Below are 17049 nucleotides of genomic sequence, written 5' to 3'. Positions count from 1 at the left end.
TTAACACTTCCTCAACCAAGATGGCGGCACCATGGCGCCATGGCACAGGACCCCTCATTCCAGGACGTCTCCCTGCCGCTGTTCCCCGGCAGCGACGAAGCCCCCCCACAGCCCCTGACCGCCGGCCGCCTGCCCTCCTACATCAAGGACCACCGCTCCCGCCTGCGCGACCGCTTCATGACGGGCGGCGCTGCCGCAATGCCGGACTACGAACTTCTGGAACTGGTCCTGTTCCGCTCCATCCCGCGCCGCGACGTTAAGCCTTTGGCCCGGCAACTGCTTGATACTTTTGGTGATTTCAACCGTGTCGTCACCGCCTCACCGGAGCGGCTGGCCACCGTCAAGGGCATCGGCGATGCAGTGATCACTGACCTCAAAGTGCTAGAGGCCGCCGCCCACCGCATGGCCCGTGCCCGGGTGATGCAACGGCAGGTGATCTCCAGCTGGGACGCGCTTCTGGACTACTGCCACACCACCATGGCCCACCGCGAGACCGAGCAGTTCCGCATCCTGTTCCTGGACCGCAAAAACGTGCTGATTGCCGACGAAGAGCAGGCCCGCGGTACCGTTGACCATGTCCCCGTCTACCCCCGCGAAGTTGCCAAACGCGCCCTGGAGTTGAACGCCAGCGCCTTGATTTTAGTGCATAATCACCCCTCCGGGGACCCCACCCCCTCAGACAGCGACATCAGTATGACTGAGCAGATACAGGTCGCGCTCACGGCCCTGGGAATCACTCTCCACGACCATCTGATCATCGGTAAATCCACCGAGCTCAGCTTCCGCGCCCACGGGCTTCTTTAGCGCTGCCGCACCGCGCGCCCGCGCGGTGCCGGGCCCAAGGGTTTGCAGGGCATCTTTGATGCCGTGACAAACGCGCGGGAGCTTCCCGCCCCATGAAGGTTACCGCACCCAGACCTCAACCCGGCGGTTGATCTGGCGGCCCCAGGCGCTGTCGTCACAGGCCATCGGAAGCGCTTCGCCAAAGCCTTCGGTGCGGATTTTCACCCGGCTGATATCGGCTGTTTCAGCAGCCTTGATCACTGCGTCCTGCACTGCGCCAGCCCGTTTCAACGCAATCTTCCGGTTGCCTTCCGCAGCTCCCACTCCATCAGAAAACCCGGCAAAAACAAGCTCTTTTGCGTCATACGCTCCCGCTTCCAGCGCCCGAGCCAGCTGTTCGATATTGCTGCGGGATTGCGCGTCCGGCCGGGCGGAGCCGGGCTCGAACCGGAACGATACCGTCAGCCGCTGCAAACCGTTCAGCGCAGTGACCAGCCGCTGCAGCTCATCCAGCCCCGCTTTCCCCTCTGCCGCCAGAACCGCATTGGCCAGGCGGCTGCCCTGGCGGCTGACCGGAATGAGCTCCGGCGCCTGGTCCACAAATCCTGCCCGCCGGATCACCGCCTGTGCCGCAGGGCCGCGCACATAGGCCATGAAATCTCTGGCGACCTTGGGCAGACGGCGGGCCGGCAAATACAGGAACATCGGCACCGTAAGCGGGTAATCTTCGGTTTTCACGGCCCGCCGGCTGGCCTTCAGAGCAAAACCGCAAGGCCCGGTCAAAGTCAGCATCCGCGCAGCGCCCTTCTCGGCATAGCTGGCAATGCCAATCGCAAAAGGATCAACCAGAACCTGGCGGGCCAGCGCGCTGCTGCGGGCGTGGCGGCGGGCCGCCGCTGGAAAACCGGACCCGAACGGCGCCATGAGCTTGTCCTCCACGGCCTGCGCAAGCCCGGAACCGGCGGCTGGCAGATGCAGCGAAACCGGCGCATCCGGGCCGCCAAGTTCCTGCCAATTGGTGATCTCTCCCGAAAGCACCCGGGCCAGCTGCGGCAGTGAGATCTCGCGCACCGGGTTGCTGGGTGCCACAACCGGCACAAAAGCATCCAGGGCCAGCACCCGGCTGCGCCCTGGGGCTGTCAGGTCGCCCAGCCCCGCGGCGCGTGCCGCTTCCCGCTCAGCCGGGCGGATTTCACGCAAGGCCATCGCCACATCGGCCTCGTCAGCCAGCAGCGCAGCCAATCCAGCATCGGTTTTACTGACGATAAAGGTGAACCGGGCAGCCGGCGTCTGTCCCCGCAGCAGCACATGGCTGAAATTGCCTTCGGGCAGCGCCTCCCGGCGGGTCTGATAGCCATTGCGCAGCGCAAACCCCTCGATCAGCGCAGGCAGAAGGACCTCGGACATCGACGAAGATCCGGCCAGCGTGATCTCAGCCACAAACCCGGACAGGCTGGGGCAGCCAGGCCCGTCGCAGACCACGCCCGAACCGTCCACGGTCAATTCGCCGAACTGGGTCTGCACCCGGTAGAATTCGCCGTCAAACCCCAGCAGGGTGCCGGTGATTTCAACCGCGCCGTCGGGCGAGGACAACGTGACATCCTGCGCTGCAAGCGCGCGCGCGAAGGCTGCTAGAAAAAGTGCGGCACAGATGGCCGCACGGAGCATGTTCATGAGGGTACCTGGAATTACCGCAAATCAGTTGGTTGCGATTTTCAGGTCTTCCACAAGATTATTCAACACCAGAAAACTGCCCTGTGCATCGCAACCAGGCATGGCCATCACCAGATCCCGGCTGCTGAGGCGGCCGCCGCGCAGCTGCAGCGCCTGAGCGGCAACATCGCGCCCGCAGTTTTCTGCGGTGACTTCGGCCTCGGCAGTAAGCGCCACGGTGCCGGACTGGCCGGGCAGACTGGCGGGAAGGCTGTAAACCTCTGCCACCCGGGCTCCCAGAAGGCTGCCGTTGCCCAAGCGGATGGCCTGTCCAGCCCCGGTTGCGGCGCCATGCCAGACATGGCCGGCACTGCCATATGCCGCACCGAATTCCCGGGCATGGATTTCCAATCCGCTGCTGCCGCTCCATTGCAGAACAACGCGTTCGATGGAGCCAATATCCTCCACCTCGGCGACAGCAACGGCACCATTGCCGCTGACCGTCTCGGCAATGAACACTGCCGTCTGTGCCAGTGCCGGCACCAGCGCGGAATAGCGGCCCGACGCATCCAGCTTCACCGTAAAGCTCATTCCGCTGTGATGCACGGTCAGACGTTCACTGGCACGGCATGGAGCCGAAACCGACAGGCTGACCATAGCCGCCGGAGCTGCCTCGGCAGTTGCTGTCATCTGGCAGAGAAGGGGCTGCACCGGGGCTGCTGCCGCGCCGTCTTCGATCCCGTTCTCTTCTTCCACAGGAGCCGACGTCAGAGTAATTTGCTCAATCTGCAGCTGGGCTGCTTCGGGCTCGCCGGGCAGCTGCGGGTCAGCGGCCGCAACCGGACCAGCCACCCAGCCCGGGCCGGAGGCCTGCATATAGAACCCGATACCCAGCGCGCAGGCCAGCGTCATGGCGCTCGTCAGCATTACCTGTTTGCTTAGCATTGGATCCTCCTGAACCTGGTTGGTTCTGAAACTGTGCCGGGAAATGCCGGCCAGTTTGTGGCCGCATGCAGGAGAGAATCCGGCAAAACCGGCAAAATTCCATGCGCCGGCAGGCTCCAGCCGGGACCTATGCGGCTTGCGCGTATGGTGCCTGCAACCGTCAATGCGCCTTGTTCAAAGCCCGATTCTCTGACGCCGGACCGGGACGACCGGAAGGGCAGTGCAGCTTTTCAGGATCTCAAAGGTGCCGTTTGCCCAGCTGCGTCACGCACCAGCTGGATGAAGGTTTTCACCACCAGATTCGGCTCCTCGCCGCGTTTGCGCACCAGCTTGATCTCGGACTTAAGATCAAACATGCCGTCGCCAACGGAGCGCACCCGGCCCTCGCGCACCCAGATATCGGCAAAGCTTTCGGGCAAGTAACCAATGTAGCGGCCTGTCAACACCAGCATTGCAATGCCTTCAATCTGATGCGCGCTGGCGTTTGACGGCAGCCCGCGGGAGACCGGTGCCACCAGATCTTCGTTCAGGTAGGCCCGCTTGCAGAAATTGGCCTGCGGCAGCAGCTCCTCGACACGCGCAGGCGTGTCAGCGGTAAACAATGGATGGCCGCGGCTGCAGTAAAGCCCAATCCGTTCATATCCCAGGGTCTCATAGATCAGGCCAGGCTTGTGTTTGTGAAACACCCCGACGCCCAGCGCGATCTGGCCATCCTGCACCGCCATCTCGATGTCATCCGGAGCCAGCGAATGCATCTCGATCTCAACCTCCGGCGCGATCCGGGTGAATTCGGCCAGGGCACTCATGATCGGTGCCTCGTTGTTGAACACCCAATTGTCGATCGCCGCCACCGGCAAACGGCCGACCAGTTTGCCTCGGGTACCGTCCACCGTCTCGCCGAACTGGTCCAGCGCCGCAAACAGCTTGTGCGAGGCGGCATAGACGATCTCGCCTTTATCCGTCAGCCGGAACCCCTTGCGCCCGCGCTGGCACAGGCGCATGCCCAGCCGGGTTTCCAGATCTGCAATCTGCCGCGAGATGGTGGAAGCCGAGACATTCAACGTAATCTGCGCCGCCGAAAACCCGCGCGCTTCCACCACCGCGCAGAAGACGTAGAGCAGGTGCAGGTCGGCTTTGGAGAGGGCGGGCGGCAGCATGGCGTCACCATACTTGCATGGATGTAAAAGTTAAGTCCCTTAGTTTGTAATTTAATAAAAGCTAATCCCGAACGATCCTTCCTCCCAAGCATGTAATGACTGGGAGGTTGAGCAGCATGGATGCAAGCACTGCAACGGCCAAGCGCTGGGGGATCAACAACGACTACGCCAAGCTGACGGATGTTCTGCTGGGCAAGCCGGAGTATTTCAAATGGGTTGAGGCCGGCCCGCTGATCGGCCGCACTCTGGCCAATGCGCATAAGACCGGCGTGCAGTTCGACCTGCAGCTGGCGATGAAGCAGCACTCAGAGATGGTGTCGATCTACGAGGGGGCCGGCGTCACCTGCCATTACCTGGACAGCGACGAGGTGCTGCACCGCAATTTCTTCGCCCGCGACAGTTCGGCCATGACACCCTGGGGCGCGCTGATCTGCCATATGCAGCTGAAATGCCGCCGGGCGGATTATGCCACCGCGATCAAATTCTATCAGGACAATGATATCCCGATCTGGAAGTTCGCTACCGCGGGCCATTTCGAGGGCGGCGACTTCAATATCATTGAGCCGGGCCGGGTTCTGATCGGCTATTGCGGTGAGCGCTCCGAGAAAGAAGGTTCGGAGCAGGTCGCCGAATTTGTCCGCGCCGAAGGCTGGGAGGCCGTGGTGGCCCCGATCAGCCGCGAGTTTGTGCATATGGATGGGCTGATCGTGCCGCTGGCCGAGAAGCTGGCAGTGGCCTGCATCGACGCGATGGAGCCCTGGCTGGTGGATATCGTCAAAAGCTGGGGCATCGAGATCGTCGATGTCTCCTATGCCGAAGCGAAGAACCTGGGTGTGAACCTGGTGGCGCTGGGGGATGGCAAGGTGCTGTCGATGGACGGCGCCAAGGATCTGAACGCTAAGATGCGCGCCCTGGGGTTCGAGGTCTACGACCCGGACATGTCGATGTTCACCCTCGGCGGCGGTGGCGTGCACTGCCTGAGCCAGGCGCTCTGCCGCGAAGACGCCCCCCAAAGCGCATGAGCAGCAACCACCGCATAAATGGCGCCCGGCTGTGGCAGAGCATCATGGAGATGGCCAAGATCGATGCCTTGCCGGGCGGCGGCTGCGGGCGGCTGACGCTCACCGATGGCGATCTGGAAGCGCGCGAGCTGTTCACGCGCTGGTGCGAGGATGCGGGCTGCACCGTCACCTATGACCGGCTGGGCAACATGTTTGCCCGCCGCGCGGGCCGCGATCCGGACGCGCTGCCGATTGCCATCGGCAGCCATCTGGACACCCAGCCGCACGGCGGCAAGTTCGATGGCGTTTACGGCGTGCTGGCAGGTTTGGAAGTGGTGCGGACGCTGAACGATCTGGGCTTGGAGACCGATGCCCCCATCGAGATCGTCAACTGGACCAACGAGGAAGGCGCGCGCTTTGCCCCGGCCATGCTGTGCTCGGGCGTCTATGCCGGGCTGTTTGACCTGGAATTCGCCCTCAGCCGCGAAGATGCCGAGGGCCTGCGCTTCGGTGATGAGCTGGCACGGATCGGCTATGCTGGAACAGAACCCTGCGGCGCGCATAAATTCGGCGCCTTCCTCGAAGCCCATATCGAGCAGGGCCCTGTGCTGGAAGCCAATGACGAGGTGATCGGCGTGGTCACCGGCGGCCAGGGCCAGCGCTGGTATGATGTCACCGTCACCGGGCGCGACGCCCATTCCGGCTCCACCCCGATGCCCGGCCGCAGCGACGCGCTGGTGGCCGCCGCCCGGCTGATCCAGGAGGTGCAGCGGATCGCCTTGGCCTATGGCCCTGACGGCGTCGGCACCGTGGGCGAGCTGCACGTCAGCCCGAATTCCCGCAACACCATCCCCGGCGAGGTCCGCTTTACCATCGACTTCCGCCACCCCGACGACGCCGTGCTGAGCGGCATGGACAACGCCATCCGCCGCGCTGCCGCCGAAGAACAGGAGGCAGACGTCGCGCTGGACATGATCTGGCACAATCCGCCAGTGAAATTCGACGACCGCTGCGTCACCGCCATCGAGACCGCGGCCAAAGACAGCGGCCATCCCTGGCGCCGGATGGTGTCGGGCGCAGGCCACGACGCCTGCCAGGTGGCGCGCAAGGTGCCCACCGCGATGGTATTCGTGCCCTGCCGCGACGGCCTCAGCCACAACGAAGCCGAATGGGCTGAACCAGACCACCTCGAGGCCGGCTGCAATGTGCTGTTGCAGGCCGCGCTCACACTCTCAAAACAAATGGCCCCGGCATCGTGATCACGCGCCGGGTGCTCAAACAATGAACAAAGTGATCATCCAACAAGGGAGACTAACATGAACAAGACCAAAACACTGGCCGCCGCCGCATTGGCCGCCACCATCGGCAGCACCGCCATGGCGCAGGATGTGGTGATCGGCGTGCCGAACTGGGCCTCGGTCCGCGGCACCGCACACATTTTGAAAGTGGCGCTGGAAGACAATCTGGGCCTGTCGGTGGAGCTGCAGAACGGCACCAACCCGATCATTTTCGAGGCGATGGATTCCGGGGCCATGCATGTCCATCCGGAGGTCTGGCTGCCCAACCAGCAGAACCTGCATGACACCTTTGTCACCGGCAAGGGCTCTGTGGCGCTGAACCCCAACGCGGTGCTGTCCGACCAGCAGATCTGCGTCACCAAGGATACCCAGGAGCGCACCGGCATCTCGGCGCTCAGCGACCTGACCGACCCGGACATGGCCGCCAATTTCGACACCGACGGCGACGGCCGCGGCGAGATGTGGATCGGCGGGGCAGGATGGGCTTCGACCAATGTCGAGAAGATCCGCGCCAAATCTTATGGCTACTCCGAGACCATGAACCTGATGGAGATGGACGAGACTCTGGCCCTGGCCCAGGTCGACAATGCTGTGGCACAGGGTCAGAACATCGTCTTTTACTGCTACACTCCGCACCACATGTTCTCGCTCTACGACCTGGTGCCGCTGACCGAGCCTGCCTATGACGCCGCCGAATGGGATGTGAAACAGCCCACTGACGACCCGAACTGGCTGGAAAACTCCAAAGCGGGCACCGCCTGGGACGCCGCCAAGCTGCATGTGTTCTACGCAGCCGGCCTCGCCGACAGCCAGCCGGAAGCCGCAGATATGCTGAGCAAGGTGAAACTCACCACCGAACAGGTGAACGCAGTGGTCTATGCGCTGTCGGTCGATGGCCAGGACCCGGCCGAATTCGCCCGCAAATGGGTCGATGAGAATGCCGATCTGGTGGACTCCTGGTTCCAGTAAACTGCCGGAACCAAAGGGCCACAGGCGGGTGGCAGCGCCGCCCGCCAAACGAACCGGGACATCCGGAGACTGAGCTTATGACTGACAATGTGATCACGCTGGACGGCGTGTGGAAAATATTCGGCAACAATGCCGATGCTGCGATGGCGGCAATCCGGGAACGCGGCCTGGGCAAGGCCGAGGTGCTCGAGGAATTCAACTGCGTGGTCGGCATTGCCGATGTGTCCTTTGAGGTGAAGCGCGGCGAGATCTTCTGCGTGATGGGGCTGTCCGGCTCCGGCAAATCCACCATGGTGCGCCACCTGAACCGGCTGATCGAACCCACCGCCGGCAACATTTCGGTGATGGGCCGGGACATGCTGACCCTGTCGGACGCCGACCTGCGCGAGATGCGGGCGATGAACATCGGCATGGTGTTCCAGCATATGGCGCTGCTGCCGCACCGCACCGTACGCGACAATGTGGGCTTCCCGCTGCAGGTGCGCGGCGAACCGAAATCCACCCGCTGGGAAGTTTCGCAGCGCTGCCTGGACAAGGTGAACCTTACCGGTTTCGAGGACCGTTTCCCGCGCGAACTGTCCGGCGGCATGCAGCAGCGGGTCGGCCTGGCGCGTGCGCTGGCCTCGGACCCGGATGTGCTGTTGATGGATGAACCCTTCTCAGCCCTCGACCCGCTGATCCGCCGTCAGTTGCAGGACCAGTTCATGAAACTGTCGGCTGAGCTGAACAAGACCACCGTCTTCATCACCCATGACCTGGACGAGGCGATCCGTATCGGCAACCGCATTGCCATCATGAAGGACGGCCGCATCGTGCAGATCGGTACGCCGGAAGAGATCGTCACCCAGCCCGCCGACGACTACGTGCGCGATTTTGTCGAGGGGATTTCCAAGCTGAAATTGGTCTTTGCCCATTCGATCATGGTGCCGATCAGCGAGTACCAGCCCACCCGCCCGGTGAATTTCGACGAAAGCCCGCGGGCGCATCACGGCACTGACCTGGACCAGCTGATCGATATCGCGACCTCGACCGAGAACGTGATTGTCATCACCGGCGACGATGGCGCCGACATCGGCGTGGTTGACCGCGCGACGCTCTTGAAAGGCATTCAGGGGGGCAAGGCATGAAGGATACAACGTTTGAATCACCCGGCCTTAGCGTCGAAGAATTTGCCGTCGAAAACGGCCCCTACTACGCCCGCGAATTTGCCCGCATCCAGGGCAAAACCGGCTTTGCCTGGTCCTGGAACACCATGGCTGCCGTCTGCGGTCCCTTGTGGGGTGCCGCCCGCGGGGCCTGGGGCTTTTTCTGGATGTTCCTGGTGCTGGAGCTGTTTGCCCTGGTGCAGATCGGCCGCGGCCTTTGGGGCGAACTTGGCGCCGACCAGCTGGCCCGCTATGAGCGCCTGCTGGGCAACATTGCCAAGCGCGAAGCCCAGGCGGCGGATCTGACCGCCGCGGGCGACGCTGCCGGTGCCGCCTCGAAACTCAAGATCGCCGACAACCTGCGCGCTGCCGCCGACAAGGCGCTGGAGGCTGCCAATGCCGCCAGCAGCACGGCGCTGGCTATTCTGCTCACCGGCCTTGCCTTGATGGCCGTGATCAAACTGGCCGAGGGCTTTTATGCCAACACCGCCTACGAGGCGCAGTACCTGCGCTGGCGCTCGGGCCAAAAGGCGCAGTCGGGGATGAGCCGCAACGGGTTGATCTTCGGCGCCATCGGCCTCTTGGCGATCTGGCCGCTGACCCTGGTGCGCTTCACCGTCGCCAAACCGGACGAGGCCATGGCGGGTGTCACCGGCGGCCTGCTGGGCGAGCGCCTGCCGATCACTGAATTCCCGGTCGGCAAGGAATACTTCGCCGCGCTGTCCAAGAAAGGCGATGCGGGCTTCGACTGGCTGGCCAACAACTTTGGCGATGTCTTCGACGGAGTGACCGCCGGCATCCGCTGGGTGCTGGACGGCCTCGAAGTGTTGCTGATCCAAACCCCCTGGCCGGTGGTGATGTTTGTGACCGTGGTCATGGCGCTGCGCCTGGCCGGGCCGCGCGTGGCGATCTTCACCGCGGCCTCGCTCGCCTACCTCGCCTTCATGGGCCTGTGGGAGCTGGCGATGATCACCGTGGCGCTGATTGGTGCCGGCGCCTTCCTCTGCGTGGCAATCGGCATTCCGCTCGGCATCTGGTTCGGCAAGTCCAAGCGCGCCTATGCCATCGCCGAACCGGTGCTGGACTTCATGCAGACCATGCCGGCCTTTGTCTATCTGATCCCGATCATCGCCTTCTTCGGCACCGGCAAGCCGCCGGGGGTGCTGGCCACCCTGGTTTTTGCGATGCCGCCGGTGATCCGCCTCACCGCCCTCGGCATGCGCGGCGTGCCCGAGGCCACCAAGGAAGCCGCCGTGGCATTTGGCTGCTCCCGCCGCCAGCTCTTGTTCAATGTCGAGCTGCCGCTGGCGCTGCCCTCGATCATGACCGGCATCAACCAGACCATCCTGATGTCGCTGTCGATGGTGGTGATCGCCTCGCTGATCGGCGCTGAAGGGCTGGGCGCCCTGATCTTGGAAGCGCTGCAGTACGCGGCCAAAGGCCAGGGCCTGCTGGGCGGTCTCGCCATCCTGTTCTGCGCCATGGTCATCGACCGGATCGCGCAAGGCGCCTACCGCAAGAAAACCGGCGAAAGCTGACCCCTCCCCCGGGCTGTTCCCGGACTGCCCCGGTGCTGCAACTTTGGCATCGGGGCCCTTTTCTTCTCTAACTCGGAAAGACTACTCATGGCTGACGAACATCTGAAATCCATGATGGAGAACCTCTACTGGTGGGGCATCCCCACCATGTTCCGCTGCCCCAACGAAGGCCCCGACGGCCAGGACATCGCCCTGGTCGGGGTGCCCCATTCCACCGGCAACGGCACCACCGAGCGCGACCAGCATCTGGGCCCCCGCGCGCTGCGCAATGTCTCCGCCGTCGGGCGCCGGATGCATGGAGAGTTCCGGCTGAACCCTTGGGAGGCCGCCAAAATCGCCGACGTCGGCGATGTGCCCTTCCCCCGCGCCAATGACAACGAAGACTGCATCGAGCAGATCACCCACTTCTACCAGGAAATTGACACAGCAGGCGCCCGCCCGGTCTCCATCGGCGGCGACCACTCAATCACCGGCGGCATCGTGCAAGCCATCGGCTGCGGCAAGATCACTAAGGGCGAGCCGGTCTGCTTCCTGCATTTCGACGCCCATACGGATGTCTTTACCAAGGTCGACCACTTCCTGGGCGCCAAGAAGTCCGCTGCCCATTGGGGCGCCTATCTGGTGGATCAGGGCAAGGTCGACCCGCACCACTCGATGCAGATCGGCATCCGCGGCCATGCCCGCACCCTGGACTGGCTGGAGCCGTCTTATGACTATGGCTACAACGTCGTCACCATGAAGGAGTTCCGCAAGCGCGGGGTCGAGGATGTGGTCGCCCAGATCAAGGAAGTGATGGCAGGCCGCCCGGTCTATATCACCTTTGACCTCGACAGCCTGGACCCGACAATTGCGCCGGCCGTTTCCAACCTGGAGCCGGGCGAAAAGGGCTTTGATATCGACGAAGCCGTTGCCCTGCTGCACGCCGTGCGCGGCATGAACATCGTCGGCGGCGATATCGTCTGCATGATGCCGACCAAGGACAGCCCCAACCAGATCACTGCCCTGACCGCCTCTGCTATCATGTTCGAGATGATCTCGATGATTGCGGAAAACGTGAAGAACGGAGCAACCGCATGACCCAAACTGGTGATGACTTCTTCCAGCCGGTATCTGCCATGGATCTGCCCCGCTTTGCCGGGGTGCCGACCTTCATGCGGCTGCCAGGGCTGACACCGGATCACCCGCGCTATGGTGATGTGCAGATGGGGCTGGTCGGTGTTCCTTGGGACGGCGGAACCACCAACCGTCCCGGCGCCCGGCACGGGCCGCGGCAGCTGCGCGACTATTCCACCATGATCCGGGCGATGAACCCGGTCACCGGTGTGAACCCCTTTACCACCGTCAACTGCGCCGACTTGGGCGATGTGCCGCCCAATCCGGTGGATATCCAGAACAGCCTGGAGCGGATCACCGCCTATTACAGCGGTTTCAAAGCAGCCGGCATCACTCCGATGACGGCGGGCGGCGACCATCTGATCACCCTGCCGATCCTGCGCGCGCTGGCGGCGGACGGCCCGCTGGGGCTGGTGCAATTCGACAGCCACACCGACCTCTTCGACAGCTACTTCGGCGGCTACAAGTATACCCACGGCACCCCGTTCCGCCGTGCGGTGGAGGAAGGGCTGGTCGACCCCAAGCGCTTTGTCCAGGTCGGCATCCGCGGCACCGCCTATAACACCGAGGACATCGAGTGGGGCCTGGAGCAGGGCATCCGGATCTTCCGGGTGGAAGAGCTGTTCGACCGCGGCATCAAGGATGTCATGGAAGAGGTGCGCGGCATCCTCGGCAGCCAGCCGGCCTATTGCACCTATGACATCGACTTTGTCGATCCGACCTATGCGCCCGGCACCGGCACGCCTGAAATCGGCGGCCCCAACAGCTTCCAGGCGCAGCAGGTGATCCGCGAGCTGGCAGGCGTCAACCTGATCGGCGCCGATCTGGTCGAGGTGGCGCCGCCCTTTGACGAAAGCGGCAGCACAGCCTGGCTGGGCATCTCACTGATGTTCGAACTGATGTGCGTGCTGTCGCAGGCGATGGCCGCGCGCGGCGTCTGACGGTTGCGGAGCACCTCAGCGCGGGTGCTCCACCATCCCGTATTGCGCATAGCCGCGGTAGAGCTGGCGGTGCCGCAGGGTGCCGCCAATCTCTGCCGCGGCCTTGCTCAGCGCCTCCTCCAGATCCAGCCGCGGGCTCACGTGGAACTTGTCCAGCCAGCGGTTCAGCCCGGTTCCGAACCAGCGCGGCCAGCAGTGCTGGTCTGAAAAATCCACCACATGCAGCTGGCCGCCCGGCGCCAGATGGGCGCAGGCCATGCGCAGGGCGGCTTGCCAGTCGGGGATCATCGACACGCCGTAAGAGATAAACACCCGGTCAAACCGGGCGCGGCGGAACAGCTGGGCACCGTCGAAATTGCAGGCATCCGCCTGGGCCAGTTGCACCTGCGGGTGCACCTTTGAACGGGCCGACGTCAGCATTTCAGCCGAGATATCCAGCCCGTAGAAAGCGCAATGGGGATACTTCCGCGCTGCAACCTGCAGGTTCCGCCCGGTTCCACAGGCGACCTCCAGCACATGCGAACCCTCGCGCGGGCTCAGCCCTCTGATCAGGTGGTCGCGGCCGAACAGATAGTATTTCCGGGTCAGGTCATAAAACAGCCGCTGGCGCCGGTAGGTCTGATCCATCAGCGCTGCGTGGGTGGCGGAGGTGTTATCAAGCATCGGTCTCAGCCCTGAAAACGGTAAAGATGGAAAGCGCCGTAAATGGCAGAACGGTCCTGCGCGGTGCCGAGGGCAGAAGCCTCAGCGTCATAGACCCAGCGGTCCAGGATCTCAGGTGCCACCCGGCCGGGCAGAATGTCATCGCCGCCGCCGGTGCGGAAAATCACCCGGGCACCGGGTGCCGCGGTGCGTGTGATTTCTGCCCAAAGCGCGTTGAGCTGCCCGTCATTCATCCAGTCCTGTGCATCCAGCAGCACATAACCTTGTTTGGACTTGTCAGCCTCACCTGCCAGCAGATCAGTCAGCGAACGGTTCACGATCCGTCCCCGGCCTGCATAGTCCCGCAGTGCTTCAAAGTTCTGCTGCTGCAGGTAAGGCGGCAGCGAGGCGTCCGGCGCCGGGTCATAGCAGCGGCCAAAGGCTTGCCAGGCAAAGTAATTTTCCCGGATCGGAAAGTCGCACATCAGCTTGCGCACCCGCTCGCGCAGCACTGGCAGCACGTCGCCGCCGCCGTCTGCCGCCAGCTTGTCGTACTGCGCGGGCGGGATGCCCAGGCCGAACAGCGACACCCGTAAACCCGCCAGCGTGCGCACCAGCCGCATCTCGAACAGCGGCGCGATGCGGGTATCAAAAAACACCTGCTGCTCCTCCAGAGTGCGGGCAGCCAGCAAAGGGGTAAAATCCACGCCGCCAAGCCGCGCGATCAGATGCACTGTCCCCAGGAACCGGCCCAGCAACCCGTGACGGTAAAACCCGGTTTGAAACACCGAGATCCGGCGGCGGAACAGCTGCCTGCTGTCCCAGAAGCCACGTGTTTCGGCGTCCAGGCTGCCGCGGATGTACCGGTCATAAAGCGCACCATTGGCAGCCATGTCAGCGCGCCCGAAGAACTGGTAGAACGCCGCGTGATCCGGAAGCCTGCGCGCTGCCGCCAGCTTCAGCCGGCCCAGCGCCACATGCGCAGGTGACAGATCCACCGCAGTCACCGAAGCCGGACCCGCGGTCAGATAGGACAGAAGGTTGCAGCTGCCGGAGGCAATGCAGACCAGATTGTCGCCCGGCGCAATCTCCAGCGCCTCCGTATCAACCACAGGGTCCTCCCATATCTGCGGATAGACCAGTCCCAGAAACAGGCGGGAGAACAGGCGCTCCAGCCGACCGGTTGCGGCATCGCCTTCTTGCAGAACGGCGGCGTCCAGCTGCGCCTGGGCAGTGCTACTCATGTCTCAAAGCCTTCTTCATACATTTTCGAGGTGTTTCTGGCGGGAGCGCACGCGCCGGGTGCGGACCCGGTGGCGGGCCTGCCGCGCCGTGCGTTCCCAGTCGATCAGGGCCAGCCGGCCGCTTTCCAGCTCAACCACCGCCGTGCAGCTTTCGACCCAGTCTCCGGTATTCACATAAGCGATGCCGCCCATGTCCCGAACTGCAGCACTGTGGATATGGCCGCAGACCACCCCGTCATAGCCGCCGCGCCGGGCTTCGGCAGTCAGCACGTTTTCATAGGCGCTGATGAAACTGACTGCCTGCTTGACCTGATGCTTGGCCCATTTCGACAGCGACCAGTACTGCCCGCCCCACAGCCGGCGCGCCCGGTTCAAATGAGTGTTGAGCCACAGCATGAGCTCATAGGCCCGGTCCCCCAGACGGGCGAGCCACTTGGCGTTCACCACAACTGAGTCGAACTGATCGCCATGGGTAACCAGGTAGCGTTTGCCGTCGGCAGCGGTGAAATCCGCGCTGCGCACCACCTCGATGCCGCCGAAATGGGTGCCAAGGTAAGAGCGCAGGAATTCGTCGTGATTGCCCGGGATCAAATAGATACTGGCGCCGCCGTGCGCCTTGGCCAACAGAGCCTGCACCACGTCGTTATGCGCCTGCGGCCACAGGAAGCCTTTGCGCCGTATCCGCCAGGCGTCGATGATGTCGCCAACTAGGTAATAGCTTTCGGCCTCGTGCCTTTGCAGAAAATCAAGCAGCAGCTCTGCCTGGCAGCCGGGAGTGCCCAGGTGAATGTCCGACAGAAAGATGGTGCGGTACTTCATGCGGCGCGCCCCAGCCTGTTTGCTTGGCACCACCCATAGCCCGCCTGCTTAACAGAACCATGACGCCCTGTTTGCCCGCCGGACCAGCGCGTTTCCGTTTGACGCCCCTCTCAAACAGGCTTATACGCCCTCCTCACGACACCTGCCCAGGTGGCGGAATTGGTAGACGCGCTAGCTTCAGGTGCTAGTGTCCGTATGGACGTGGAGGTTCGAGTCCTCTCCTGGGCACCATTCCCCCTAACTCGAAACTGGTTTTCCGCTGCAGAGAAATTGCGCCCGCCGTTTCCGGCAGGCGCGGGCCTGGTACTCAGGCCGCCTGATACTGCGGTGCGGTCGCCAGAAAACGGCCGTAGGCACCGGCATCCGGCGGTGCGAAATGCTCGGCCAGCGGGTTGGAACGCTTCCACTGCGCCGCCCCCATATCCATCAGCAGCTCATCGAAATGCTTGAAATGGAAGGGAGCCGAGCACAAACCGCCGTAAATCTGCGCAGCTGGGCGCTCCCTGCGGCGCCAGTCGAGCATCATCTGGATGTTCTCCTCCATCTCCGCCCGGGAGGGCTGGCGCGTCAGCTTGCCGTCGGCATAGCGCACCAGCCAATTGGCCACCATTTCGGCCGACAGGATCGTGCAGAAGCTGGAGTTGAAACCGACAAAGCCCATTTCCGGCAGGTCCGGGTTCACCGCCAGGCGATAGGTGCGGTACTGGCCGTCCGGCTCGATCAGCTTGTCCAGATGCTGCTGCCCCAGGTAAGGAATTCCCAGCTTCCAGCCCACCGCCGAGATCACCAGATCGGCGCCAATCCTTTCGCCGCTCTCCAGCACAATCTCCTCGCCATCATAGCGCGAAAACGTCGTGTGCTTCGGGATGATCGAGCCATCCCTGAAACCTTCGAACAGGCCCGGCGTCACAATCGGCACCGAGCAGGAGACGTCCTTTTCGATCGGGATATCCGGTACCATGTCCCACTTCTTGAGCCCCAGTTGCAGCTTCAAAAGCGTCTCTAATCCGCGGAAATTGGCCCAGATCAGAGGTTTCGCCAACCCATAGACCGCCCGGTGCAGCCAGCTGCGGCCCCAACCGTTGAACTGCACTTCCTGCGCCCGCATGTAGAGCAGCTTCTTGAAGTTGATGCCGCCGACAAAATACGGCACCCGCCAGACATTCTGCCGATAGACGAGATGCACCTGCCTGGCGCCGTTTTGCGCTGCGTTCACCGCAACATCGGTGGCCGACTTGGATCCGCCCAGCACCACCACCCGCTTGCCGCGCGCATGTTCCGGATCGAGGTATTCCGAGGAGTGCATCACCTCGCCGCCCTGCGCTGTGAAGGTCTCTTGGCCTGGATGAGTGAGGATGTTCTTCTCGGAAAACTGGCCGGTGCAGACGACGGCAAAATCCACGTCTTGCACCCGGGTTTCGCCCTCCGTTTCAACCGTCAGCCGCCAGCCCGGCTGCCCGTCCGGGCGCCGGTCCATCTCCAGCACATTGGTGTTCAGCCGGAACAGCCTGTGCAGATCATGCTTGGACGCATAGGAATGCAGATAGGCGTGCACCTGCGGACCCTTGGGCCACTCGGGATAATCCTTGGGCATTGGATGGTCGGTATAGCAGTAAAGGTCCTTGGGCGACTGCGTCTGCACCCCAGGATAAGAGCGCGAAGGCTCCCACACGCCGCCAAGGTCATGGCTGCGTTCAAATCCAAGAACCTCGTGCCCCTTTTCGGCAAAAGCCTTGGCTGCCGCCAGCCCGCTTACGCCGCCGCCGATCACGGCGACCGTTTTGCGTTTCACCATGTCCGC

15 protein-coding genes and 1 tRNA gene are annotated in these 17049 nt (G+C 63.3%); 9 read left to right on the top strand and 7 right to left on the bottom strand.

Going from position 1 to position 17049, the window contains the following annotated elements:
- Positions 1–39 precede the first annotated feature (39 nt).
- Positions 40–804 (top strand): RadC family protein, encoded by a 765-nt coding sequence (gene radC / locus RA19_RS11455; RefSeq protein WP_039162626.1) that lies wholly within the window; start codon positions 40–42, stop codon positions 802–804.
- Between the two features lie 99 nt (positions 805–903).
- Here radC and RA19_RS11450 read toward each other — a convergent pair whose 3' ends face one another.
- The 3 genes from RA19_RS11450 to RA19_RS11440 all read right to left on the bottom strand — a co-directional run bounded on the left by RA19_RS11450 (position 904) and on the right by RA19_RS11440 (position 4538).
- Positions 904–2457: a phosphate ABC transporter substrate-binding/OmpA family protein gene (locus tag RA19_RS11450; protein ID WP_039162624.1), complete on the bottom strand. Its 1554-nt coding sequence runs from the start codon at positions 2455–2457 to the stop codon at positions 904–906.
- 24 nt (positions 2458–2481) lie between these two features.
- Complete coding sequence (locus tag RA19_RS11445) at positions 2482–3381, bottom strand: hypothetical protein (protein WP_039162621.1); 900 nt, start codon at positions 3379–3381, stop codon at positions 2482–2484.
- Positions 3382–3611: 230 nt separating this feature from the next.
- A complete protein-coding gene (locus tag RA19_RS11440) occupies positions 3612–4538 on the bottom strand; it encodes a LysR family transcriptional regulator (RefSeq protein WP_039162619.1) in 927 nt (308 codons plus the stop codon).
- A 116-nt stretch (positions 4539–4654) separates the two neighbouring features.
- On the opposite strand from RA19_RS11440, the gene RA19_RS11435 reads away from it, so the two are divergent.
- The 7 genes from RA19_RS11435 (at position 4655) to speB (ending at position 12543) form a co-directional block, all read left to right on the top strand.
- On the top strand, positions 4655–5560 hold the full coding sequence (locus tag RA19_RS11435; RefSeq protein WP_039162617.1) for a dimethylarginine dimethylaminohydrolase family protein: 906 nt from the start codon (positions 4655–4657) through the stop codon (positions 5558–5560).
- The gene (locus RA19_RS11430) at positions 5557–6798 is read left to right on the top strand and encodes a Zn-dependent hydrolase (protein ID WP_052261760.1); all 1242 of its coding nucleotides are present in this window, start codon (positions 5557–5559) and stop codon (positions 6796–6798) included. Before RA19_RS11435 ends, RA19_RS11430 begins: the two co-directional genes overlap by 4 nt.
- Before the next feature lie 57 nt (positions 6799–6855).
- Positions 6856–7806 carry an ABC transporter substrate-binding protein gene (locus tag RA19_RS11425; protein WP_039162613.1) on the top strand — a complete coding sequence of 317 codons (951 nt, stop codon included), beginning with the start codon at positions 6856–6858 and terminating at the stop codon, positions 7804–7806.
- A gap of 77 nt (positions 7807–7883) precedes the next feature.
- Positions 7884–8933, top strand: coding sequence for a quaternary amine ABC transporter ATP-binding protein (locus RA19_RS11420; protein WP_039126694.1), 1050 nt, complete (start codon positions 7884–7886; stop codon positions 8931–8933).
- Positions 8930–10489, top strand: a complete 1560-nt coding sequence (locus RA19_RS11415) for an ABC transporter permease (RefSeq protein ID WP_039162611.1) — start codon at positions 8930–8932, stop codon at positions 10487–10489. The genes RA19_RS11420 and RA19_RS11415 overlap by 4 nt, the downstream gene beginning before the upstream one ends.
- Positions 10490–10576: 87 nt before the next feature.
- Positions 10577–11566 carry an arginase family protein gene (locus tag RA19_RS11410; RefSeq protein ID WP_039162609.1) on the top strand — a complete coding sequence of 330 codons (990 nt, stop codon included), beginning with the start codon at positions 10577–10579 and terminating at the stop codon, positions 11564–11566.
- Positions 11563–12543, top strand: a complete 981-nt coding sequence (speB, locus tag RA19_RS11405) for an agmatinase (RefSeq protein WP_039162607.1) — start codon at positions 11563–11565, stop codon at positions 12541–12543. Before RA19_RS11410 ends, speB begins: the two co-directional genes overlap by 4 nt.
- A 15-nt stretch (positions 12544–12558) precedes the next feature.
- On the opposite strand, the gene RA19_RS11400 is transcribed toward speB, so the two are convergent.
- Genes RA19_RS11400 through RA19_RS11390 form a run of 3 tightly spaced genes read right to left on the bottom strand, consistent with a single transcriptional unit; the run spans position 12559 to position 15248 of the window.
- Complete coding sequence (locus tag RA19_RS11400) at positions 12559–13206, bottom strand: class I SAM-dependent methyltransferase (protein ID WP_039162605.1); 648 nt, start codon at positions 13204–13206, stop codon at positions 12559–12561.
- A gap of 5 nt (positions 13207–13211) precedes the next feature.
- Positions 13212–14429, bottom strand: coding sequence for a DUF3419 family protein (locus RA19_RS11395; protein ID WP_039162603.1), 1218 nt, complete (start codon positions 14427–14429; stop codon positions 13212–13214).
- Positions 14430–14444: 15 nt separating this feature from the next.
- Positions 14445–15248, bottom strand: a complete 804-nt coding sequence (locus RA19_RS11390; RefSeq protein WP_039162601.1) for a UDP-2,3-diacylglucosamine diphosphatase — start codon at positions 15246–15248, stop codon at positions 14445–14447.
- 144 nt (positions 15249–15392) lie between these two features.
- Here RA19_RS11390 and RA19_RS11385 point away from each other — a divergent pair.
- A tRNA-Leu gene (locus tag RA19_RS11385) sits at positions 15393–15479 on the top strand.
- A gap of 76 nt (positions 15480–15555) precedes the next feature.
- Here the strand turns inward: RA19_RS11385 and RA19_RS11380 are convergent.
- Complete coding sequence (locus RA19_RS11380; RefSeq protein WP_039162599.1) at positions 15556–17043, bottom strand: flavin-containing monooxygenase; 1488 nt, start codon at positions 17041–17043, stop codon at positions 15556–15558.
- Positions 17044–17049: the final 6 nt, after the last annotated feature.

It is taken from the genome of Leisingera sp. ANG-M1 (genome assembly GCF_000813745.1).
Taxonomy (GTDB): domain Bacteria; phylum Pseudomonadota; class Alphaproteobacteria; order Rhodobacterales; family Rhodobacteraceae; genus Leisingera.
This window is presented reverse-complemented; position numbering and strand designations above follow the sequence as displayed.